This is a genomic window from Streptomyces sp. NPDC045026, from assembly GCF_056432625.1.
This window is the reverse complement of record NZ_JBWKIS010000008.1, coordinates 37612-59014: the sequence shown is the minus strand read 5'-3', so window position 1 is coordinate 59014 and position 21403 is coordinate 37612. Positions and strand designations below refer to the sequence as shown.

Here is a 21403-nt window from a genome sequence, read left to right as displayed (position 1 = left end):
GGCGAGTGAGGACGGTGCCACCCCGGAAAAGCGCCCGTAGCGCCCTCGAAACACGGAGGGTGTTTTCTTCCGATCCGGAAGACTCCACTCTGCGGAGGGATCGGGCGGCGTGTGATGGAAGTGGAACAACTCCCTGACCAAGTCCGGGAGTTCGCGGTTTACCTGCGGGACCTGCTGGCCCGGCTCGACCCGGACGCCGGCTGGTGCGGCATCTTCTGGCAGCGCGACCCGGACGGGATGCGGGCCTGTCTCGCCGGCGCCGAAGTGCCTCCCTGGGACGTGGTGGAGGCGCTCCTCCAGGATCTGGCCGCCGGCCGCGGTCCCGACGAGGCCGACCGCCAGGCCGAACGGGCACGCGCCCTGCACAGTGCCTCGCTCACCGCCTTCGACGCACGCCCCGGCGGCCGTGATCTGCTCGGCGACCGGCTCGACGTGATGCTCCGCGAGCAGCGGTACGCCGCCGAACGCCAGGTGGACCTGGCCCAGCTCCTGCACACGGCCGCCACGCGCGAGCAGGCGGAGACGATGCGCCTCGAGCTGGCCTGGGCGCGCGACGACCACGAACGCGCGACGGCCCGCTGTGCGGAGCTCCACCGGAGGATCGCCGACCTGGACCGCCAGCCACCGCCGCCACCCCTGCCCGTACCGCAGCAGCGCCCGGTCCCCGACGCCGGAGGCCCGGCGCGCCCCGGACCCACCGGACGCGCCGAACCCTCCCCGCACGCCAAGCCGCCCAAGGAACGCAAGCGCCGCCCCCGCGGCAGCGCCCGGTTCGCCGGGATGCTCGACGAAGCCGCGCCCGCCGCCGACGCGTCCGAGCCGACCGTCGACCCCATGCCCCTCGCCGTCCAGGGCCCGTTACGTGACTCCGCCGCGAGCCCGCGCGGCGCCCGGTTCGCCGGCGCCGCCGAAGGGGAGCCGGCGCCGCCGCCCGCCGCTCAGCACCTCGACAGCGACATGCGCGACGCCATCGCCGCCTGCGTCTCCACCCTGCACCGGCTGCGCGCCGAGGGTCGCGGCGGGGAGGCGCACGGCGTGCTCGTCGAGGCCGCCCACTGGCCCGCCGCCCGATTCCCCCTGCTCGCCGCCGAGTTGAACCGCGCCGGTCTCGGCGCAGACTGGGCGACCCTGCTCTGGGAGACCGCCTCGCTCCCGGCCGACCTCCTCGTGGCCGCGGCCGACGCCCTCGGTGCCGCCGGACGCACCGCCGACGCGCAGCAGATCCTGCGCCAGGGAGTGGCCCGCCCCGCCACCGAGATCGGCGCGTCCGTGCTCCGCCTCACCGGCGAGGGCCGCCACCGCGAGGCACGTGCGCTCCTCGACGCGTACGTCCGCGTACGCACCCCCGAAGAAGCCGCCCGCAGCGTCCACGACGACCCGGACCGCCTCGTCCCGCTGCTCGTCGAAGCTGCGCGCGGCGTCAGCGACGAGCGGTACTGGGACGTCGTGCACGCGCTCAGGGTCGCCGGGTTCCCTACATAGTCCGCTCACCCCTCACCCCTCACCCGCACGGGTGCGAAACATGATCGATTCCGCCGGTTAACGGCGATGGTCTTGGCAAGGCCGCCGGTGAGGCTTACGTTCGTCCCTCTACGGCCTGTGTCTACGGGCGTAGAGGCTCTCTGACGTCCCCGGCGGGGCAACAGGCAAAGGAGCGGCACATGGCCGACGTCGTACGCGCCGCGCTGGTCCAGGCGAGCTGGACGGGCGACACCGAATCCATGATCACCAAGCATGAGGAACATGCGCGGGAGGCCGCCCGGCAGGGCGCGCGGATCATCGGCTTCCAGGAGGTCTTCAACGCCCCCTACTTCTGCCAGGTGCAGGAGGCCGAGCACTACCGCTGGGCCGAACCCGTGCCGGACGGGCCGACCGTGACCCGGATGCGGGCCCTGGCCCGCGAGACCGGAATGGTCGTCGTCGTACCGGTCTTCGAGGTCGAGCAGTCCGGGTTCTACTTCAACACCGCGGCCGTGATCGACGCCGACGGCACGTACCTCGGCAAGTACCGCAAGCACCACATCCCCCAGGTGAAGGGCTTCTGGGAGAAGTTCTACTTCAAGCCGGGAAATCTGGGCTGGCCGGTCTTCGAGACCGCCGTCGGCCGGGTCGGCGTCTACATCTGCTACGACCGGCACTTCCCCGAGGGCTGGCGCCAACTCGGCCTCAACGGCGCACAGCTCGTGTACAACCCGTCCGCCACGAGCCGGGGCCTGTCGGCGTACCTCTGGCAGCTGGAACAGCCCGCGGCGGCCGTCGCGAACGAATACTTCATCGCCGCGATCAACCGCGTCGGCGTCGAGGAATACGGCGACAACGACTTCTACGGCACGAGCTACTTCGTGGATCCCCGCGGGCAGACCGTGGGCGACGCCGCGAGCGACAAGGACGAGGAACTCCTCGTACGGGACCTCGACTTCGGCCTCATCGACGAGGTACGCCAGCAGTGGGCGTTCTACCGGGACCGCCGGCCCGACGCCTACGAGGGGCTGGTGCAGCCATGACCACTGTCACTCGTGAAGGCGCCGACGAAGGGACCCGTGCGACCGTGATGACCCCCGACCTCCACGCCCGTCACCGTGCCGTCCTGCCGGACTGGCTCGCCCTGTACTACGACCGCCCCCTCGAGATCACCCACGGCGAGGGCCGCCACGTCTGGGACGCCGCCGGGAACAAGTACCTCGACTTCTTCGGCGGCATCCTGACGACGATGACCGCGCACGCCCTGCCTGAGGTGACCAAGGCGGTCAGCGAGCAGGCCGGGCGGATCATCCACACCTCGACCCTCTACCTCAACCGGCAGATGGTCGAACTCGCCGAACGTGTCGCCCAGTTGTCCGGTATCCCGGACGCCCGCGTCTTCTTCACCACCTCCGGCACCGAGGCCAACGACACGGCCCTGCTGCTGGCCACCGCGTACCGCCGCTCGAACCAGATCCTCGCGATGCGCAACAGCTACCACGGCCGGTCCTTCTCCGCCGTCGGCATCACCGGCAACAAAGGCTGGTCCCCGACCAGCCTCTCCCCCCTCCAGACGCTGTACGTCCACGGCGGGGTGCGCAGCCGGGGCCCGTACGCCCAGCTGACCGACGCCCAGTTCATCGAGGCGTGCGTCGACGACCTGCGCGACATCCTCGGCCAGACCCGCGGCGTCGCCGCGCTGATCGCCGAACCCATCCAGGGCGTCGGCGGGTTCACCTCGCCGCCCGACGGCCTGTACGCGGCGTTCCGCGAGGTGCTCCAGGAGCACGGCATCCTGTGGATCGCCGACGAGGTGCAGACGGGCTGGGGGCGCACCGGCGAGCACTTCTGGGGCTGGCAGGCGCACGCGCAGAACGGTCCGCCCGACATCCTGACCTTCGCCAAGGGCATCGGGAACGGCATGTCCATCGGCGGTGTCGTCGCGCGCGCCGAGGTCATGAACTGCCTTGACTCCAACTCCATTTCGACGTTCGGTGGCTCGCCGGTGACGATGGCCGCCGGCCTCGCCAACCTCATCTACCTCCTCGAACACGACCTCCAGGGCAACGCCCGCCGCGTCGGCGGCCTCCTCATCGAGCGGCTGCGGGCCGTCGGCGCCACGACGGAGTGCGTACGCGAGGTGCGCGGCCGGGGCCTGATGATCGGCATCGAGCTGGTGAAACCCGGCACGGACGAGGCCGATCCGGAGGCGGCGGCGCGTGTGATCGAGGCGGCCCGGGAGGGCGGACTCCTCGTCGGCAAGGGCGGTGGGCACAACACCAGCGTGCTGCGCATCGCGCCGCCGCTGACCCTCACCGTCGCCGAGGCGGAAGAGGGCGCGGCCATCCTGGAGAGGGCCCTGCGCAGCGTCTGTTAGCCCAAGCCAGCGGGTCTGCCGGCCGAAGGCAGTGGTAAGGAAGGGGCCCCGATGACCGTCACCGCCGCCGAACAGGCCCTGTCCGTACGGCAGATACTCGCCCTGGAGCGGATCGCGGCGGGTGACCCCGAGGTGGTCGCGGGGGCCGGTCACCTCGACCGGCTCGTGCGCTGGGTGCACGTCGCCGAGGCCGCCGACGTCGGGGTGATGCTCAGCGGCGGCGAGATGGTCCTCACCACGGGGGTCCTGCTCGCCGGGGACGCCCACGTCAGGACCGAGTACATCAAGTCCCTGCACCGCGCGGAGGCGGCCGCCGTCGTCCTCGGGCTCGGCCGCGCCTTTCCCGCACCCCCCGAGGACATGCGGCGCGCGGCCGAGCGGTACGGCCTGCCGATGGTCGTCCTGCACCGTCCCTTCCCGTTCGCCGAGCTCACCGAGGAGGTCCAATCCCGGCTTGTCAGAAGGAAGTTCGCCGCCGTCAGCCTTTCCGAGGGCATCCGCACCGCGCTGACCGGACTCATCACGGCGGGCGCCCCGCTGCAGCGGCTCCTCGACGAGATCGCCGCGCACAGCGGCTGCCCCGTCGTCGTCGCCAACCTCGCCCACCGCGTCCTCGCCACCGCGGGTGAACGGTCGGCGGTCGACGACGTGCTGCGGGACTGGGAACGCATCGCGCGCCGGGCGGGCTGCGCCGACGGCGCCGACTGGTACCGCGCCGGCCTCGACGGACGCGGCGAACGCTGGGGCAGCGTCGTGCTGTGCGGCTACCGGGGCGACGGCCCCACCGGACGGCTCCTCGCCGAACGCGCCGCCGAGGCCCTCGTCCTGCACCGCATGCTCGGCGGCGCCGCCCACAGCTGGGAGGAGCAGTCGGCGCAGGGCATCCTCACCGACCTCGTCTCCGGCGTCGTACCGGCCCGCCAGCTCCTGCCCCGGGCCAGGGCCGCCGGCCTCCCCGTCAACCGCCGCACGTTCGTCCCGCTCGTCGTCCGCGACGGCGACCCGGCCGAACTCGGCCGCGTACTACGCCTGTTGGGCCTCCCTGGACTCGCCGCCGAACTCGCGGACGTTCCCCAAGCTCTCAGCTCCGTTCGAGCAGGGGAGACACCAATCACCGCCGTCCTGCTCAGCCTCGCCCGCGACCAGGCCGCGGGACCGCTCACCGAGCACTTCGCGGCCCGCCTGCGCGCAGGGGCGGGGGAGCCGGTCGTGGTGGCGGCCGCCGAGCCGTGTACCGCCTGGGACGACGTACCCGCCGGGCTGCGCGAGGCGCTGCACATCGCCCAGGCCGCGGCAGACACCCCGGACGTCCCGCCCGTCGTGCGCCTGCGTGACGTACGCCTGCGGGGCCTCGTACGGCTCCTGCGTGACGACCCGCACCTCCAGGCCTTCGCCGAACGCGAGCTGGACGGGCTCCTGTACGCCGACGACCCGGGCCTGCTGCCCGTGCTGCGGACCTACCTCGCCACCGGGCGCAACAAGTCGCGCACGGCGCAGCTCCACCACATGAGCCGCCCCGCCCTCTACCGCAGGCTGGAGGCCATCGAGTCGCTCCTCGGCCTCGACCTCGACGACTTCGAGCAGGCCGCGTCCGTCCACATCGCCCTCCTCGCCCACGACGCGCAGAGAGGGTGACAGCGTGGAACGCCGTACGGCTCCAGACGTGACACGGTGCAACTCCGGTGCGCGGCAAGGACTTCCTAGGCTCACGGCACACCGAGTGACCGGAGGTCCCCGATGAGCACCGTGATCCGCGCCGCGATCTTCCAGACCGCCTGGACCGGCGACAAAGAGTCCATGATCCAGGTCCATGAGCAGGCCGTCCGCGACGCCGCCGCGCAGGGGGCGAAGGTCCTCTGCTTCCAGGAGCTGTTCTACGGCCCGTACTTCTGCCAGGTGCAGGACGCGAAGTTCTACGAGTACGCCGAGGCGATCCCCGACGGCCCCATCGTCCGCCGCTTCCAGGCGCTCGCCGCCGAACACGGCATCGTCCTGGTCCTGCCCATGTACGAGGAGGAGCAGCCCGGCGTCCTCTACAACACGGCCGCCGTGATCGACGCCGACGGCACCTACCTCGGCAAGTACCGCAAGACCCACATCCCTCAAGTGCGGGGATTCTGGGAGAAGTTCTACTTCCGGCCGGGGAACTCCGGCTGGCCCGTCTTCGACACGGCCGTCGGGAAGATCGGCGTCTACATCTGCTACGACCGGCACTTCCCCGAGGGCTGGCGCGCGCTCGGTCTCGAAGGCGCGCAGATCGTCTTCAACCCGTCGGCGACCTCGCGCGGCCTGTCCGGCTACCTGTGGCAGCTGGAACAGCCGGCGTCCGCCGTCGCGAACGAGTACTTCGTCGGCGCGATCAACCGCGTCGGCCAGGAGGAGTACGGCGACAACGACTTCTACGGGACGAGCTACTTCGTCGACCCGGAGGGGCAGTTCGTCGGGGAGGTCGCGGGGGACAAGGAGCCCGAACTCGTCGTCCGTGATCTCGACATGGACAAGCTGCGCGAGGTCCGCAGCCGCTGGCAGTTCTACCGCGACCGCGCCCCGGGCGCCTACACGCCGCTGACCAACCCATAGGCAGCGTAGACACGGAAGAGGGAGCATGAGCAGCAGCCGTACCGTCATCCGCGGCGGACTCGTCGTCACCGCCGCCGACGAGATCCACGCCGACGTACTCATCGAGGACGGGCGCATCGCCGCCCTCGCCGCGGCCGGCACCGATGCCGCGGAATCCTGGACCGCGGACCGGACGATCGACGCCCGCCAGAAGTACGTCATCCCGGGTGGCGTCGACGCGCACACCCACATGGAGATGCCGTTCGGCGGCACCTTCGCCGCCGACACCTTCGAGACGGGCACCCGGGCGGCGGCCTGGGGCGGCACGACCACCATCGTCGACTTCGCCATCCAGTCCGTCGGGCACACCCTGCGCGAAGGCCTGGACGCCTGGCACGCCAAGGCCGACGGGAACTGCGCGATCGACTACGGCTTCCACATGATCGTCTCCGATGTGCACGACGAGACGCTCAAGGAGATGGACCTGCTCGTCGCCGAGGGGGTCACGTCGTTCAAGCAGTTCATGGCGTACCCCGGAGTCTTCTACTCCGACGACGGGCAGATCCTGCGCGCCATGCAGCGGGCCGGCGACAACGGTGGCCTGATCATGATGCACGCCGAGAACGGCATCGCGATCGACGTCCTCGTGCAGCAGGCCCTGGAGCGCGGCGAGACCGACCCGCGCTACCACGGCGAGGTCAGGAAGGCGCTCCTCGAAGCCGAGGCGACGCACCGCGCCATCAAGCTCGCCCAGGTCGCGGGCGCGCCCCTGTACGTGGTGCACGTCTCGGCGCGCGAGGCGCTCGCCGAGATCGCGCGCGCCCGTGACGAGGGCCTGAACGTCTTCGGCGAGACGTGCCCGCAGTACCTCTTCCTGTCCACGGACAACCTCGCCGAGCCGGACTTCGAGGGCGCCAAGTACGTGTGCAGCACGCCCCTGCGGCCCAAGGACCACCAGGCGGCCCTGTGGCGGGGCCTGCGCACGAACGACCTCCAGGTCGTCTCCACCGACCACTGCCCGTTCTGCTTCACCGGGCAGAAGGAGCTGGGCCGAGGCGACTTCTCGAAGATCCCCAACGGCATGCCGGGCGTCGAGAACCGCATGGACCTCCTGCACCAGGCCGTCGTCGACGGACACATCTCGCGCCGCCGCTGGATCGAGATCGCCTGCGCGACGCCGGCCCGCATGTTCGGCCTGTATCCGAAGAAGGGCACCATCGCGCCCGGCGCCGACGCCGACGTCGTCATCTACGACCCGCATGCCGAACAGGTCGTCTCCGCCGAGACCCACCACATGAACGTCGACTACTCGGCGTACGAGGGCAAGCGGATCACCGGCCGCGTCGACACCGTGCTCTCGCGCGGCGAACTCGTCATCTCCGAGCGGGAGTTCACCGGGCGCGCCGGGCACGGCGTGTACGTTCCTCGCGGCATCACGCAGTACGTCGGCTAGCGGGCCCGTACCGGCGAAGAACGAACGCTCCCGCTCAGGAGGCGCACGGAAGCGCGGTGGAGGAGGTTCTGGTGGCGGTGACGTGGGAGGTCACGGACCCCTGCAGGTTGCCGTTGAGGTCGTAGATCCGTGAAGTACCGGAGCTGCTGAAGCCCGTCCCTTGCTGGACGGCGTCCTGGTTGATCTGGATCCAGCCGGTGGCCGTCCCGTTCTCGTCGGTCAGCGATTCCTTGATCTTGTAGTTGAACTGCTCGGATCCGCTTCGGCTCCAGGTTCCGGTGCTGGTCGCGGTGCCGGACCCGGAGGTGGTTATCAGGCACGCATGACCGGATGAGCCGAAGGAGAGCTGGATCTGGTCGCTCGCTCCGGGGCGGGTGACCGTACCCGACCAGGTTCCGACGGGAGTGAGGGCGCACAGTTGGGACGCCCCGGCGGTGCCGGTCGTTGCCACCACGCTCATGAGCGCGGCCGCCGTCACGGTGAGGCAGAGTCTCGTCTTCATGGCGATGAGAATGGCTGATTGGCCTCTAGCGCTGCTGGAGGATCGTCGTAGCGGGCCGCGGCTCGCGGCACAGCTCCATGCCGGCTCCGGAGTGCCTCTAGCGCGGAGCCGGACCGTGCCCTCATGACATGGGACGAATCCGGGTTGCGCCACTTTCTGACGCAGCAACTGACGTGGAAGCCAAGCGAATTCGACGACAGCCTCGAACTCGCCTTCATCGAAGTGCCGCTCGACTATGCGCACCCCTCCGGTGAGCGCATCGAGCTGGCGCTCAGCCGGATCCGGGCGCTGGACCCGCACCGGAGGCGTGGTGTCCTGCTGTCCCTCAACGGTGGCCCGGGCGGCGACGGCGGTCTCGGCAGGCTGCTGCCGACGCGTCTGGCGGGCACCGCGCCCCACGAGGTCTACGACCTGATCGGATTCGACCCTCGCGGGACAGGCGCTTCGACCCGGGTCGAGGGCGAGGCGAGTCCGACGACCGTGCCGTTCGACTCGCGTCCCCCCGACTCGGTCTTCGCCGCCATCGCCGCGGACATGTGGGAACGCGACCAGGGGTGCGTGCGCGCCGGGGGCAACCTGCGCCGCCACACCACCACGGCCAACAGCGCCCGCGACATGAACGTGATCCGCGTCCTGCTCGGCGAAGCGGAGATCAGCTTCGTGGGCTGGGCCTACGGCACGCTGCTCGGCGCGGTCTACGGGGCGATGTTCGGAGCGCATCTGGACCGCAGCGTCCTCGACTCCTCGGTCCATCCGGACTGGGACTGGCGGCAGCAGTTCGCCTCGCAGGCGCTCGCGGTGCGCGAGAACGTGGACCTGTGGGCGGAGTGGGCCGGACAGCGCGACCGGTTCTTCGGTCTCGGCGACGACGCCGCGCGGGTGCTGGCAAGCGTGGAGGAGGCCGCGGCGGCCCTGGCCTCCATCGGCGAGGGCGCGTCATTGCGCACCGCCTTCGACGGCGTCGTCGGCACACTGAGTGCGGCTCGCGGGCGCTGGCAGGAACTCGGCGTGCTGATAGGGGAGTTGGGCAAGGCGACCGGCGCCGCCGACGCGGAGCGGGCCCGCGAACTGCTCGCGGGCCAGACCCGCTGGCGGCCGGGCACCGCGGCGGGCGGACTGCGCGACGCCGTACTGGAAGCCGTGACGTGCGAGACCGAGTGGCCTACCGACCTGGAGATCTACTACCGCGACATGCGCGACTTCAGGGACCGCTACCCGTACGGCTTCGGCGTGATGCGCGCCCAGCCCTGGGTGGCCGCCTTCGGTACGTGCACACCCGTCGAGCCGCGCCCCGCCGTCACCCGCGGTGACTACCCGACGGGGCTTGTCGTGCAGGCCGACGGCGACCCCCTGGACCACTGCCCCGGGGCGGTGGCCATGGCCGAGCGCCTGCGGCACCCCCTGATCCTGGTGACCGACTCCGGAGCCCACGAGATCTACCGGCTCGGCGGCAACCCGCAGGTGGACGCTCTCGTCGACGCGTACCTGGTCGATGGTGAACTGCCGCCCATGCGGGTGGAGTTGCCCGGCGAGGCCCGGCCGGACGTCCCCGCGGACTCGACGCTGAGCTGACACAACGAGAACCCCTGGCAGACGGTGTGCGATCGAGGGCCACCGCCCGCCAGGGGTTTTCGTCTGCCGCGTCAGGCGTCGGCGATGCGAAGCTCACGCGGTGCGGTGCCGTCCGAGGCGAAGAGCAGCAGGCGCTCGCCCTCCTCCACGAGCTCGGCACGCACCCGCTTGCTCACCGCGGTGAAGAGCTGTACGTCGACGGTGGTCGACGTGCGCGCACGGTCGACCCGCCACGCGCCGGCGACGAATCCGTCGACGAGGATCGTCCCCGGAATCACGGCGTTCTTCGTCGCGATGGCCTTGCGGTGCTCATCGCTGATGATCCGGGTGCGGTCCGCGTGGGAGAGGATCGCGTTGTCGTACGGCGCCAGATAGCGAACCGGTGCGGACGCGTCGGAGCCCGGCCGCGGGGCGTCCGGCAGGTCCAGGAGCTCTCTGCCTTCCTCGTCGCGCAGGCAGACCAGCCGCTGACGCAGGCGTTCGGTCACCGCGCGCAGCCGGGTGAGACCCGACCACGCCTGGATGTCCTTGACGGTCGCGGGGCCGAACGCCGCCAGATAGCGCAGGACCAGGTCGTCGAGGTCCGGCTCCGCGTCCAGCGGGGCGCCGATCCAGTCCTCCGCCAGGGCGTACGTCGGCTGTCCGCCCTGTCCCCAGACCCCGCGGGGCGGGATCTGGACCACCGGCAGCAGGCTGCGCACGACGTTGCTGAGCGCGTTGGCGGGGTGGTCGGGCCACGTCGTACGCAGGGCAGCGGTCAGGTCGCCGACGGTGTGCGGAGCCTCTTCCAGGAGCTCCCGGCCCGCTGCCGCCACCTTGGCCGGATCCAGTCCGTGCAGGTCCTTGGCGAAGGTCGTGATCAGGCTTCGTTCCAGGAACGGCTGCACACACGGCCGCAGTTTGCGGCAGTCGGAGGTCGTGACCAGATGGACGGTGCCGCGCATCAGCGGGACGCGCACGGCCTGCCGTCCGGTGAGGAGGCCGGCCAGTTCCGTAGGACGGAAGTCCTCCAGCCGGGTCCACAGGCCGTAGTACGGCGGAAAGGGTGCCTGTGCCTGGAGGCCCACGAGGTGCTCGAGCGCTGCCTGCGCCGGCATCGTGCGCCGGTTGAGCAGCAACTGGCGTGCGAGGAAAGCACGGTTGAGAGCCCGCCGGTCGAGCACGTCGGCGGGCTGGGACGGAGTGGTGGCCATCTGACCTCTCAGTTCAGGAGAGCGAAGAACGCGCGCAGTTCATCGGCGAGGACGGAGGGCCTCTCCAGGGCCGGGAAGTGTCCGCCGCTGTCGAGATCCTTCCAGTAACGCAGATCCGTGAAGCGCTGTTCGGCCCATGCGCGGGGCAGCCACGCGTCCTTGGGGAAGACGGAGCATCCGACGGGCACGTTCGTGGGATTCATCGGCTCCTTGTTGAAGCTCTCCCAGAACAGCCGTGCCGACGAGGCTCCGGTGCCCGTCAGCCAGTAGACGGTGGCCATGTCGAGCAGCGCGCCCTGGGGCAGCGCCTTCTCCGGCGTGCCGTCGTGGTCGACCCACTCCCAGAACCGGTCCAGGATCCAGGCGAGTTGACCGGTCGGTGAGTCCGCGAGACCGTATCCGAGCGCTTGCGGGCGCGTGGACTGGATGGCCGCGTAGCCCGAGCGGTTCTGGCCGAAACTCTTCATCCGGGCCATGGCCTGCTGATCGCGCGCGTCCAGTTCCACCGGGTGTTCGGGCGCCTTGGCCAGCGGCATCGTCAGGTGGATGCCCAGGAGGTGGTCCGGGTCGGCGGTGCCGAGTTCGGCGCTCACCCACGAACCCCAGTCACCACCGTGCGCGCCGTATCGCGGGTAGCCGAGCCGCGCCATCAACTGCGCCCAGGCCCTGCTGGTCCTGGCGACCGTCCAGCCCGCGGAGGACGGCTTGCCGCTGAATCCGTGTCCCGGGAGCGAGGGGCACACCACGTGGAAGGCCCGGGACGGGTCGTCGGGGTCGGTGAGCTCGGGAATCAGGTCCAGGAACTCCAGGACCGAGCTGGGCCACCCGTGGGTCAGCAGCAGGGGAGTGGCGCCGGCGTGGGGGGACCGCGCGTGCAGGAAGTGCACGTCCAGGCCGTCGATCTCGGTGCGGAACTGGGGGACGGCGTTGAGGCGCTTCTCGGTGGCGCGCCAGTCGTGGTCCCGCGCCCACGAGGCGCACAGATCCTTCATGTACGACAGCTTCGGACCCTGCTCCCAGTCGTCGACCGTCTCGGCGTCCGGCCAGCGCGCGGCGGTCAGGCGCCGACGCAACTCCTGCAGCTGGTCGTCGGGGAAGTGCACCCGGAACGGTGTGATCTCTGTGCCCATGCTTGAGGCCTCCTTGTCAGCCCGAGACAGTCGGGTGACCCGAGGTTAGGGACGGCTGCTACAACCGCGGTCGAGCCGCCGCTGCGCCGGCGCCCGCGTTCGGGCCGAGGCGGGACGAGGAGGCGGGGGCGCCGACCGGCGCCCCCGCCTCCTCGATCCCGCCCTGTCCGGCGACGGTCACCAGCCGCCCTTGATGGTCCGCGCGATGTGGGTCCGGTCGTCGTCCGACACCCACCAGCCGACCGGTACGGCGATGTGCCGCCCGGCGACGGCGTCGAGTCCGGGCAGGACCGCTCTGGAGTCCTGGGTGGCGCCGTAGACGTCGTTGCGCTCGTGGACCTCGCTCGTGGCGATTCCGGCCTCCTTCATGCGCAGGACGAACGCGTCGCGGTCGTCCACCTTGAGGGAGTAGTACCAAAACGACGGATTCCGGTCGGAGGCCCGCTCCGTCAGCTCGATCCCGCCCACCCCGGCCAGCTCGCCGTCGTAGAACGCGGCGTTCTCGCGGTGCCGGGCGACGAGGTCGTCGACGGTCTCGAGGTTCGCGAGACCGATGGCCGCGTTGATGTCGTTCATGTTGAACTTGAAGCCGTACTCGGGGATGTCGTTCTTGAACCGGGCCCCGCCGCCGTCGCGGTCGATGCCGTACCAGCGCAGCATCCTGGCGCGGTGCAGCAGTTCGTCGTCGGGCAGCACGATCAGGCCGCCGTCACCGGTCGTGAGGTGCTTGATCGCCTGGAAGCTGTAGACGCTGATGTTGCCGTGCCCGCCCAGTGGGACGCCCTGGTACGTGGCGCCCCACGCGTCGGCGCAGTCCTCGATGACCCGGGGCCGGACCCCATGGACGCGTTCGGCCTGGTCGAGAACGCGGTTCAGGCGGTCGAGGTCGACGGGGTAGCCGCCCCAGTGCACGAGGACGATCGCCCGGGTCGTGGGCGTGATCTTCCGGGCCAGGTCGTCGAGGTCCACGTTCAGGGTCGCCGGGTCGGTGTCCACCCAGCGGATCCGCATCCCGTTCGCCAGGATCGGCCAGTTCGTCGCCGTGCAGGTCAGCGCGGTCGCCAGGACCTCGCCGTCCCGCCCCGACTCCGTCGCGACCAGGTGCAGGGCCAGGTGCAGCCCGGACGTGGCGCTGTTGACGGTCAGGATCCGGGGGTTGTCCAGCCGCTCGGCCAGGGCGCGTTCGAACTCGTCGACCTTCGCGCCCTGACCGATGTAGCCGCTGTCCAGAACCTCACCGACCAGCGCCGACGCCTTCTCGGACATCGCCACCTTGAAGAGAGGGATCATGTGTCGTGTCCTCAGCAGCTGGGGTTGCCGGCGATGCGGTGGACACTGACGTCGGCGACCTGGGTGAACTGGGGGTTCCCGGCCATGTCGTAGACGTGTGAGACGCCGGTGCTGGTGAAGGCGTTGCTCACCGCATGGGTGGTCTGGTCTATGTAGATCCAGCCCTGCTGTGTGCCGGACGCGTCGGTCATCGCTTCAGCGATCTTGTAGTTGAAGTCGCCGGCACCGCCGGTGGACTTCCAACTGCCCTTGCTGACGCCGGCGGACGTGATGAGGCACGCCTTGCCGCTCGTGGTGAATATGAGCTGGATGTCACCGGTGTCGCCCCCATGGGTGACCGTACCGGCCCACTTGCCCACGAGCCGGCGGGAGGAATCGGTGGAGCCGGCGCCCGCGTAGGGCGCCGGGTGCGCGGTGCCTGCGGCCAGGGCGGACAGGACACCGGCGGACACCACGGTGGCGAGGATCTTCTTCATGTCGGACGACCTTCCGGCTCGCGCGGTGCTCACTTGTACTCGCCGTCGGTCTCGACGAAGCGGTTCCGCACGAGCCACGACCCGTTCGAACGGACGAGCTCGTCGTCGCAGAGGGTGTGGTGGCGGAAGTGCACCTCTCCGCTCAGGAGCGTGCGGTCGGGGGTCACGTAGACCATGACGTAGCTCTGTGCGCGGACGGTGTCGTCGTCGATCTGCTCGACGGTCAGCTGCCCGACCCAGTGGCGCAGGACGAGCCCCTCGTGCTTGGCGGTCTGCATCTCGATCGCCTTGACGAGTATGTCGCGGCCGACCAGGGGCTCGGGCATGTCGGCGGCCTGGAACACACCGTCCGGCGTGAAGGTCTGCGCCCACTGCTCGCCGTCACCACGGTCGAGAACCTTGAGCTGCAGTGCGTAGAACTGCTGGATCTCCAGGTACAGGTCGTTCGGGACGAGCTTGGTGCTGAAATCGTGCGAATTCATCAGTTTCTCCAGTCGACTTCAGTGGCTGCTTCGGTGGCTGATCTGGTGGTCACGTCGGTGTTCGCCCGGTGGTTGTCCAGGTGGTTACTTCGACGCGGTGTGGAGGTGGCCGAGGATCGTGTCGGCCGCGCGCGGTGCGCCGCCCGCCTCCTTCATGTACTTGCGCATGTCGCGCAGGTTTGCCTGCACGGTCTCGTCGGCGGCGACCTCGAGGACGGCCTCCCGGAGGGTCTCGGCGGTCACTTCCTCGGGGGGCAGGACACGGCCGAGGCGCAGCTCGCCCGTCCGCGCGGCGATCATCTCCGAGTCGCCGTTGTGCGGTACGGACACTAGGGGCACCCCCGCGTACAGGGCGTTCATGGTGTTGCCGGCGCCGCCGTGGCACACGAACGCGCCGGCGTGCTCGAGGACCGCCTGCAGCGTCAGCCACGTGTGGATCTCGGCGTTGGGGGGCAGTTCGCCCGCCGCCTCCAGGTCCACGCCGGGGCCCGCCGCGATCACCACGTGCCACGGCAACCCCTCGAAGGCCTTCGCGCACATCGCGAAGAACTCGGGCTGGGTGTTGAACGTCGTGCCCAGAGAGATCAGCACCACGGGCTTGTCGCTGGACGGCCGCCACGTGCCCTGCAGGTCGCTCTCCCGCAGCGGGATCCCGACGAACGTGTACTGGTCCTCGGGGAAGGAGTCGGCGTCGGACTGGAACTCGCGCGGCATGAACGAGATGTTGCGGGGCGCGTCCGACATCAGCTCGTCCAGCGTGACGTCCTGCAGCCCGTGCGCGTCGGCGAACTCCCGCAGCTCGCGCGTCAGTTGGCCGAACATCCCCTCGGCGGCACCCTCCGCCTCGGAGAAATACTGGTGGGACGCGAGGACCGGATAGAGCTGGATCCCCGGCACGCCGAGCTTGCGCGACATCACACGGCCGAGGAACTGCATGGATATGTCGTAGACGAGGCAGTCCGGCAGGTCGTCACCGAAGTGGGCCTCCAGCGTCGGCGCCGTGGCGGCCGCCTCCCGGACCGCGCCCAACAGGACACGGGCCAGCCAGTCCTCCGCGCCGGTCGGGGCGATCGTGCGCGGGTCGAGCGTCGTGGCGTAGGGAATGACGTCGGCGCCCGTCGAAGCGATCTTCTCGGCGAAGCCGTCGGCGGCCAGGTAGCTGACCTTGTGACCGCGCCTGACCAGCTCCTCGACCACGCCCAGCGTCGGGGTGACATGACCCGCCGCGGGGATGTTCAGGAAGGCGATGTGCTTCTTCATGAGTAGTCCTGTTCCTGGTGTCGTCGACTCGCTCGGGGACGCCGGCCGCGTCATCCCAGCGGCCGGATCGGTGTCTTGGCGCGAAGGTCCGCGTACTTCGGGAGCACGCCCAGGGCCTCCGTCTCCGCCAGCGTCGGCGCGGTCCTGTCCTTGTCCGACAGGACTGCGCCGACGCCGCCCAGGTCGGGCCACGGCAGGGCGAGTTGGGGGTCCAGCGGGTTGATCGAGATCGCCTTTCGGGGGGTGTAGACGTTGTCGCACAGGTACGTGACCACGGCGGTGTCACTGACCGCCGCGAACCCGTGGCCGAGCCCCTCGGGGATGTACACGGCGCGACGCCGCTCGTCGTCCAGCGGGATCGCGAGGGACGCGCCGTACGTGGGCGAGCCGAGTCGGACGTCGACGACGACGTCGACGATCGAACCGCTCACGCACGTCACGTACTTCGCCTCACCCGGCGGGGCGGCCGTGAGGTGGATGCCGCGGATCGTCCCGCGTCGCGAGACCGAGCAGTTGACCTGCGCAACGTCCATCGGACGGCCGGTCGCCGCGGACAGCCGGTGGCCGACGAACAGTTCCAGGAACGCACCGCGCGAGTCGCCGAACACCTGTGGCTCGACGAGGTGGACGCCCTCGATGCCGAGTTCTTCGAAGTTCATCAGGCCTCCTCGTCACACGGTGGCGCCGGCGCCGGCCGGGACCAGCCGCTGGATGTCCTGGGTGGCGGCGTCGGGCAGCCCCATGAGGTACTCCCCGTAGCCGCTGGACAGGAGCGGCTGCGCGAGCTCCCGGAGCCGGTCGCTGTCGATGAGCCCGTTGCGCCAGGCCGCCTCCTCGACGCAGCCGATCTTCTGTCCCTGGCGCTCCTCGATCACCCGGACGAACTCCGACGCCTGCACCAGCGAGGCGAAGGTCCCGGTGTCGAGCCACGCCGTGCCGCGGTCGAGCACGGTGACGCCGAGCTCACCGCGGCGCAGATAGGTCTGGTTCACCTCGGTGACCTCCAGCTCGCCGCGCGCGCTGGGCCGCAGGGACCTGGCGATGTCGACCACCCGGTTGTCGTAGAAGTACAGGCCGGGGACCACGTATCGCGATTTCGGGTGCGCCGGCTTCTCCTCGATGGAGACGACGCGGCCTTCGAGGTCGAAGTCCAGGACGCCGAAGTCGCCCGGGTTCGCCACCGGGTAGGCGAAGATGTGACCGCCTTCCGGGTCGGCGTGTGCCTTCAGCTGATCCCCGAGGCCGGCTCCGTGGAAGATGTTGTCGCCGAGGATGAGCGCCACCGGCTCGTCCCCGATGAAGTCCGCGCCGATCAGGAACGCCTGGGCGATGCCCCCGGGCCTGGGCTGCGTCGCGTACTGGATCTGCAGGCCCAGGTGCGAGCCGTCGCCCAGCAGCCGCTCGAAGGAGTCCCGGTCGGACGGCGTGGTGATGACGAGGATGTCCTGCACGCCCGCCAGCACCAGAGTGGACAGCGGGTAGTAGATCATCGGCTTGTCGAACACCGGCATGAGTTGCTTCGACATGGCTTGAGTGATCGGCCACAGGCGGGAGCCGGTTCCGCCGGCCAGAATTATTCCTCGCATGTCTCGGAAGCTAATGACGGCGGCTATAGGGACGATCGAGGCCGGGTGGGTCCGGCAGCCGGCACCGTGAGCAGCCGGTACCGGCGCGCCGCGCGGCACAGGCACGCGCCACGAGCCCACCCGGTGGGAACCGGGCGGGCGCGTGGCGCGTGCCTGTCTGCCGTGGGGCCTACTGCTGCGCCCCGCGCGGCACCGCGGCCGCGGCCGCGAGGCTGAGGGCGAGCAGTACACCGGTCGCCAGGAACGCGACCCCGTAGCCGGACGCGAACGCGTGGGCGTCGGGAGGACCGTCACCGGCGATGTCGGCAGTACGGACCTGAGCCAGCGCGACCATGACCGCGAGGCCGGCCGCACCGCCCAGCGACTGCGAGGTGTTCAGCACCCCGGACGCCAGGCCCTGCTTGTCCTCCGGCACACCCGCTGTCGCCGCGCCCGCCACCGAGGTCACCACGATGCCGAGGCCCAGGCCGAACAGCAGGCTCGGGCCCATGAGGTCGGCGACGTAGGTGGCGTGCTCGCTCGCCGCCGACTGCCACACCAGTCCGCCGATCATCGGCAGGAGACCGATCAGCATCATCGGCCGGGGACCGGTCCGCGGTCCGACCACCGAGGAGGCGGCGGCACCGATGAACGCGAAGACCGTCAGGGGCAGGAACACCAGCCCCGTACGCATGGCGCTGTAATGGAGCACCGACTGGTACAGCAACGTCAGGAAGTAGAACGTCGTGGGCAATGCCGCCCCGAACGCCAGCATCGTGACGTTGGCCGCCCACACCGAGCGGTTGCGGAACAGGCTCAGCTCCATCAACGGCTGTTTGGCCAGCTTGGCCTGGTCGAGCACGAACACCGCGAGGAGCACCACGCCGATCGTCAGTGACCCGACGATGCGCGTCGACCCCCACCCGTAACGCTGTCCCTCGGCGAGCCCGTAGACGAGCGCGGCGATCCCGAGAGTGACCGACACGGAGCCCAGCACATCGAGCTTCGCCCCCTTGCGGGTGTCACCACGGGGGGTGGCGGCGACCGACGAGACCGCCATTCCCACGATCAACAGGCACAGCGGCACGTTGATGAGGAAGACCCAGCGCCACGACATCCACTCGACGATCGCTCCGCCGCTGAGTACGCCGATCGCCCCGCCGCTGCCCGACGCCGCGCCCCACAGGGCGAGCGCCTTGGCCCGCTCCATCGGCTCGGTGAACGTGGAGGTCAGCACGGCCAGCGAGGCGGACGCCATGATCGCGCCGCCGAAGCCCTGCCCGGCGCGACCGAGTACCAGCGTCGCCGAGTGCGTCGCGATGCCGCCGACGAGGCTGAACGCCGTGAACACGGCGAGGCCGATGAGCAGCAGCCGTCGCCCGCCGAACAGGTCCACCATCCGCCCGGCCAGCAGCAGGAAGCCGGCGAACGGAATCAGGTACCCGTCGTACACCCAGGTCAGGCTGCCCGGTGTGAAGTGCAGCGCGCTCTGGATGGACGGGATGGCGACGTTCACGATCGACGCGTCGAGGATCACGGTCAGCTGCGCGAGGCAGCACACCGCGAGGACGAATCCGGCCCGGCGCGGCTGGGCCGGGGCGTCCAGTGCAACCTGATCGATCATCGGAGGGGACTCCTCGTTCGGACGAATGAGTGCGCCGCACCCGGGTCCCGGCGCGCGGGCCGCACCCGTCCTGCGTCGGCCATCACGAGATCTTGACGAGCACGTTGCCCTTGTAGGCGCCGCGGAGCAGTGCGGTGAGCGCCTCGGGCGCGGCGTCGACGCCGCCTTCCACCACGGTGTAGGGCAGGACGATCTTTCCTTCCTGCAGCCACTGGGCGAAGTGCTGGTTCCACGCCTGGATCTGCTCCGGCGTGTGGTACGTCGAGAAGGGCTTGATGACGATCTGCCGGATGATCCCGGCCATGATGTCCAGCTTCGGGAACGCGCCCTCGGCGTTGCCGGTCTGCGCGGACACGGTCCCGCCCAGCACGAGCCGGGCTCCCTGCGCCGACGCCTGCACGGCGGCCTCGAACTGCTCCCCGCCGACCAGGTCGAAGAACACGTTGATCCCGTCCGGGGCGAGTTCCCGGAGCTGGTCGACGACGGGCCCGTCCTTGTAGTTGAACGCGGCGTCGTAGCCGAGTTCCTTGGTGAGGTACTCCACCTTCTCGGCGCTGCCGGCCGAGCCGATGACGCGCTTGGCGCCGCGGGCCTTGGCGATCTGGCCGGCGAGCGAGCCGACACCGCCGGCCGCGTTCGACACGAACACGACGTCGTCCTCGCCGACTTCGGCGACGTCGGCCATGCCGTGGTACGCCGTGATGCCCTGGTTCAGGAAGTATTCCGGGCCGGGGTACCACGAGGGGTCGACCTTGAAGTACTGAGCGGCGGGGCCGGTGGAGAACTCGGTCCAGCCGTCCATGTGCTGGACGGTGTCGCCCACGGCGAGGTCGGGGCTTTCCGAGGCCACGACGACACCGACCGCGCCGCCCCACGGCCGCTCGCCGACCTTGTAGGCCGGCATCATGGGCAGCCCGGGGTCCTCGGTCATCAGGTCCCGCATGACGGCGGTCACCTGGAGGTACAGGTTGCGCACCAGCACGTTGCCGGAGGTGGGCCGGGTGACATCCACCTCCACGATCTCGAAGTCGTCCTTCGCGGGCTGGTCCACGACATAGCGCGCCAGCCGTACTTCCTTGCCGGTGGCCGGGAGAGTCTGGGCAGTCATTGGTTATCCCCTTTGGTTCATGTGGTTCATCTCGATATGACCGAGGTCCGAGCGATTCAGTGTCTACATCGCAGCACTGGAAAATCGTCTGAGCGGCGCTCGAACGCCGGCGGGCTTTCTACTGGTTCCACCAGGAAGTGTTTTCCCTGTACCACTCGACGGTGGCCTTGAGGCCCGTGTCGAATGATTGCCGCGGGGTGAAACCCAGCTCATTTCGGATCTTGGTCATGTCCAGCGAGTACCGCTGGTCGTGGCCGAGCCGGTCGGCGACCCGTTCGACCATGTCCCATCCCGTTCCGCAGCTTTCCAGCAGGAGCGAGGTCAGTTCCTTGTTGGTCAACTCCGTGCCGCCGCCCACGTTGTAGACATGGCCGGGCCTGCCACCGCGCAGAACCAGTTGAATGGCCAGGCAATGGTCCGCGACATGCAGCCATTCACGCACGTTGTCGCCTTCCCCGTACAGCGGAACCCGCCGTCCCTGCAGAAGGTTCGTCACGAACCGCGGAATGACCTTCTCCGGGTTTTGATAGGGGCCGTAATTGTTCGAGCAACGAGTGATCACGACGTCAAGGCCGTGGGTCCGGTGCGCGGACAGCACCAGCAGATCGGAACTCGCCTTGGACGCCGCATAGGGTGAATTCGGCGCCAGCGGCTGCGACTCGGTCCATGACCCGGCCGAAATGGAACCGTAGACCTCGTCCGTCGACACGTGCAGGAAACGCCCGACTCCGTGCCGCCGGGCCGCGTCCAGCAGGACCTGCGTGCCGAGCACGTTCGTCGTCACGAATGCACGGGCGTCTTCGATGGACCGGTCGACATGCGACTCGGCGGCGAAGTGAACGATGACGTCGTGCCCGCGCACGGCCTCGTCGACCAGTTCCGCGTCGCAGATGTCGCCGCGGACGAACCGGAAACGAGGATTCTCCGCCACCGGCGCCAGGTTTCGCAGATCGCTGCCGTGGCCGAGCGTGTCGATGACGGTCACCCGGGCGTCATCGAGGTCCGCCCCCGGAAGCTCGCCGGACAGCAGTGCCCTTACGTACTGTGACCCGATGAATCCCGCACCGCCGGTAACAAAGATCCGCATGTGGGTGACAGTAGGGGGCGGGACTCGAAGCTGACTTGAGCCGGAGGGGCCCGGCCGCGTGCACGCCCGCAGGCAAGGTCCGCCCCTTCGATGCGCGTCTCCGTGACACCGATCGTCAGGGCCCTCCGCTTCTCCAGGAAACAGTGGTGGGCGCGCGTAGAGTCGCTCTTGCCAAGCCCGCGGAGAACGTCCAGGATTGGGCCCCCTCGGATCGCCTCGGAGGCACTCCGGGGGGTGAACTCGCCATCTGAACTCACCATCTCC

The 21403-nt window shown here is 69.9% G+C and carries 19 protein-coding genes; 7 read left to right on the top strand and 12 right to left on the bottom strand.

The window, feature by feature from the left end; genetic code table 11:
* Window positions 1-114 precede the first annotated feature (114 nt).
* The 6 genes from AC07EJ_RS19170 (at window position 115) to hydA (ending at window position 7850) form a co-directional block, all read left to right on the top strand.
* Window positions 115-1482: a hypothetical protein gene (locus AC07EJ_RS19170; protein ID WP_478884658.1), complete on the top strand. Its 1368-nt coding sequence runs from the start codon at window positions 115-117 to the stop codon at window positions 1480-1482.
* Window positions 1483-1661: 179 nt separating this feature from the next.
* Window positions 1662-2504, top strand: a complete 843-nt coding sequence (locus tag AC07EJ_RS19165) for a nitrilase-related carbon-nitrogen hydrolase (RefSeq protein WP_362898446.1) — start codon at window positions 1662-1664, stop codon at window positions 2502-2504.
* 47 nt (window positions 2505-2551) lie between these two features.
* On the top strand, window positions 2552-3838 hold the full coding sequence (locus AC07EJ_RS19160; RefSeq protein ID WP_389489293.1) for an aspartate aminotransferase family protein: 1287 nt from the start codon (window positions 2552-2554) through the stop codon (window positions 3836-3838).
* 51 nt (window positions 3839-3889) lie between these two features.
* Complete coding sequence (locus tag AC07EJ_RS19155; protein WP_478884581.1) at window positions 3890-5473, top strand: PucR family transcriptional regulator; 1584 nt, start codon at window positions 3890-3892, stop codon at window positions 5471-5473.
* Window positions 5474-5575: 102 nt separating this feature from the next.
* Window positions 5576-6418 (top strand): nitrilase-related carbon-nitrogen hydrolase, encoded by an 843-nt coding sequence (locus AC07EJ_RS19150; RefSeq protein ID WP_389489210.1) that lies wholly within the window; start codon window positions 5576-5578, stop codon window positions 6416-6418.
* Window positions 6419-6443: 25 nt separating this feature from the next.
* Window positions 6444-7850, top strand: coding sequence for a dihydropyrimidinase (hydA, locus tag AC07EJ_RS19145; protein WP_389489206.1), 1407 nt, complete (start codon window positions 6444-6446; stop codon window positions 7848-7850).
* A gap of 34 nt (window positions 7851-7884) precedes the next feature.
* Here the strand turns inward: hydA and AC07EJ_RS19140 are convergent, their stop codons facing one another.
* Window positions 7885-8352 (bottom strand): hypothetical protein, encoded by a 468-nt coding sequence (locus AC07EJ_RS19140; protein WP_389489203.1) that lies wholly within the window; start codon window positions 8350-8352, stop codon window positions 7885-7887.
* A 123-nt stretch (window positions 8353-8475) separates the two neighbouring features.
* Here AC07EJ_RS19140 and AC07EJ_RS19135 point away from each other — a divergent pair, with 123 nt between their 5' ends.
* On the top strand, window positions 8476-9924 hold the full coding sequence (locus AC07EJ_RS19135) for an alpha/beta fold hydrolase (RefSeq protein ID WP_389489201.1): 1449 nt from the start codon (window positions 8476-8478) through the stop codon (window positions 9922-9924).
* Window positions 9925-9995: 71 nt separating this feature from the next.
* On the opposite strand, the gene AC07EJ_RS19130 is transcribed toward AC07EJ_RS19135, so the two are convergent.
* The 11 genes from AC07EJ_RS19130 to rfbB form a co-directional block, all read right to left on the bottom strand.
* The gene (locus AC07EJ_RS19130; protein ID WP_389489199.1) at window positions 9996-11117 is read right to left on the bottom strand and encodes a winged helix DNA-binding domain-containing protein; all 1122 of its coding nucleotides are present in this window, start codon (window positions 11115-11117) and stop codon (window positions 9996-9998) included.
* Between the two features lie 8 nt (window positions 11118-11125).
* Window positions 11126-12247 (bottom strand): epoxide hydrolase family protein, encoded by a 1122-nt coding sequence (locus tag AC07EJ_RS19125; protein ID WP_389489197.1) that lies wholly within the window; start codon window positions 12245-12247, stop codon window positions 11126-11128.
* 177 nt (window positions 12248-12424) lie between these two features.
* Window positions 12425-13537, bottom strand: coding sequence for a DegT/DnrJ/EryC1/StrS family aminotransferase (locus tag AC07EJ_RS19120; RefSeq protein ID WP_478884580.1), 1113 nt, complete (start codon window positions 13535-13537; stop codon window positions 12425-12427).
* An 11-nt stretch (window positions 13538-13548) separates the two neighbouring features.
* Window positions 13549-14013: a hypothetical protein gene (locus AC07EJ_RS19115; RefSeq protein WP_393586319.1), complete on the bottom strand. Its 465-nt coding sequence runs from the start codon at window positions 14011-14013 to the stop codon at window positions 13549-13551.
* A gap of 29 nt (window positions 14014-14042) precedes the next feature.
* Window positions 14043-14495, bottom strand: a complete 453-nt coding sequence (locus AC07EJ_RS19110; protein WP_362901501.1) for a nuclear transport factor 2 family protein — start codon at window positions 14493-14495, stop codon at window positions 14043-14045.
* Between the two features lie 84 nt (window positions 14496-14579).
* Entirely contained in the window at window positions 14580-15755 is a 1176-nt protein-coding gene (locus tag AC07EJ_RS19105; protein WP_478884579.1) for a macrolide family glycosyltransferase, read from the bottom strand.
* 50 nt (window positions 15756-15805) lie between these two features.
* The gene (locus tag AC07EJ_RS19100) at window positions 15806-16414 is read right to left on the bottom strand and encodes a dTDP-4-dehydrorhamnose 3,5-epimerase family protein (protein ID WP_478884578.1); all 609 of its coding nucleotides are present in this window, start codon (window positions 16412-16414) and stop codon (window positions 15806-15808) included.
* Window positions 16415-16426: 12 nt separating this feature from the next.
* On the bottom strand, window positions 16427-17341 hold the full coding sequence (gene rfbA / locus AC07EJ_RS19095; protein ID WP_389483193.1) for a glucose-1-phosphate thymidylyltransferase RfbA: 915 nt from the start codon (window positions 17339-17341) through the stop codon (window positions 16427-16429).
* 169 nt (window positions 17342-17510) lie between these two features.
* Window positions 17511-18944 carry an MFS transporter gene (locus AC07EJ_RS19090; protein ID WP_389483190.1) on the bottom strand — a complete coding sequence of 478 codons (1434 nt, stop codon included), beginning with the start codon at window positions 18942-18944 and terminating at the stop codon, window positions 17511-17513.
* Window positions 18945-19026: 82 nt separating this feature from the next.
* Window positions 19027-20052, bottom strand: coding sequence for a zinc-binding dehydrogenase (locus AC07EJ_RS19085; RefSeq protein WP_389483188.1), 1026 nt, complete (start codon window positions 20050-20052; stop codon window positions 19027-19029).
* Window positions 20053-20170: 118 nt separating this feature from the next.
* Window positions 20171-21139, bottom strand: a complete 969-nt coding sequence (gene rfbB / locus AC07EJ_RS19080; RefSeq protein WP_389483185.1) for a dTDP-glucose 4,6-dehydratase — start codon at window positions 21137-21139, stop codon at window positions 20171-20173.
* Window positions 21140-21403 lie beyond the last annotated feature (264 nt).

Bases quoted from the DNA above. Each gene is read 5' to 3' on its own strand.
- AC07EJ_RS19170 (WP_478884658.1), top strand. From the start codon at position 115: ATGGAAGTGGAACAACTCCCTGACCAAGTCCGGGAGTTCGCGGTTTAC.
- AC07EJ_RS19165 (WP_362898446.1), top strand. From the start codon at position 1,662: ATGGCCGACGTCGTACGCGCCGCGCTGGTCCAGGCGAGCTGGACGGGC.
- AC07EJ_RS19160 (WP_389489293.1), top strand. From the start codon at position 2,552: ATGACCCCCGACCTCCACGCCCGTCACCGTGCCGTCCTGCCGGACTGG.
- AC07EJ_RS19155 (WP_478884581.1), top strand. From the start codon at position 3,890: ATGACCGTCACCGCCGCCGAACAGGCCCTGTCCGTACGGCAGATACTC.
- AC07EJ_RS19150 (WP_389489210.1), top strand. From the start codon at position 5,576: ATGAGCACCGTGATCCGCGCCGCGATCTTCCAGACCGCCTGGACCGGC.
- hydA (WP_389489206.1), top strand. From the start codon at position 6,444: ATGAGCAGCAGCCGTACCGTCATCCGCGGCGGACTCGTCGTCACCGCC.
- AC07EJ_RS19140 (WP_389489203.1), bottom strand. From the start codon at position 8,352: ATGAAGACGAGACTCTGCCTCACCGTGACGGCGGCCGCGCTCATGAGC.
- AC07EJ_RS19135 (WP_389489201.1), top strand. From the start codon at position 8,476: ATGACATGGGACGAATCCGGGTTGCGCCACTTTCTGACGCAGCAACTG.
- AC07EJ_RS19130 (WP_389489199.1), bottom strand. From the start codon at position 11,117: ATGGCCACCACTCCGTCCCAGCCCGCCGACGTGCTCGACCGGCGGGCT.
- AC07EJ_RS19125 (WP_389489197.1), bottom strand. From the start codon at position 12,247: ATGGGCACAGAGATCACACCGTTCCGGGTGCACTTCCCCGACGACCAG.
- AC07EJ_RS19120 (WP_478884580.1), bottom strand. From the start codon at position 13,537: ATGATCCCTCTCTTCAAGGTGGCGATGTCCGAGAAGGCGTCGGCGCTG.
- AC07EJ_RS19115 (WP_393586319.1), bottom strand. From the start codon at position 14,013: ATGAAGAAGATCCTCGCCACCGTGGTGTCCGCCGGTGTCCTGTCCGCC.
- AC07EJ_RS19110 (WP_362901501.1), bottom strand. From the start codon at position 14,495: ATGAATTCGCACGATTTCAGCACCAAGCTCGTCCCGAACGACCTGTAC.
- AC07EJ_RS19105 (WP_478884579.1), bottom strand. From the start codon at position 15,755: ATGAAGAAGCACATCGCCTTCCTGAACATCCCCGCGGCGGGTCATGTC.
- AC07EJ_RS19100 (WP_478884578.1), bottom strand. From the start codon at position 16,414: ATGAACTTCGAAGAACTCGGCATCGAGGGCGTCCACCTCGTCGAGCCA.
- rfbA (WP_389483193.1), bottom strand. From the start codon at position 17,341: ATGCGAGGAATAATTCTGGCCGGCGGAACCGGCTCCCGCCTGTGGCCG.
- AC07EJ_RS19090 (WP_389483190.1), bottom strand. From the start codon at position 18,944: ATGATCGATCAGGTTGCACTGGACGCCCCGGCCCAGCCGCGCCGGGCC.
- AC07EJ_RS19085 (WP_389483188.1), bottom strand. From the start codon at position 20,052: ATGACTGCCCAGACTCTCCCGGCCACCGGCAAGGAAGTACGGCTGGCG.
- rfbB (WP_389483185.1), bottom strand. From the start codon at position 21,139: ATGCGGATCTTTGTTACCGGCGGTGCGGGATTCATCGGGTCACAGTAC.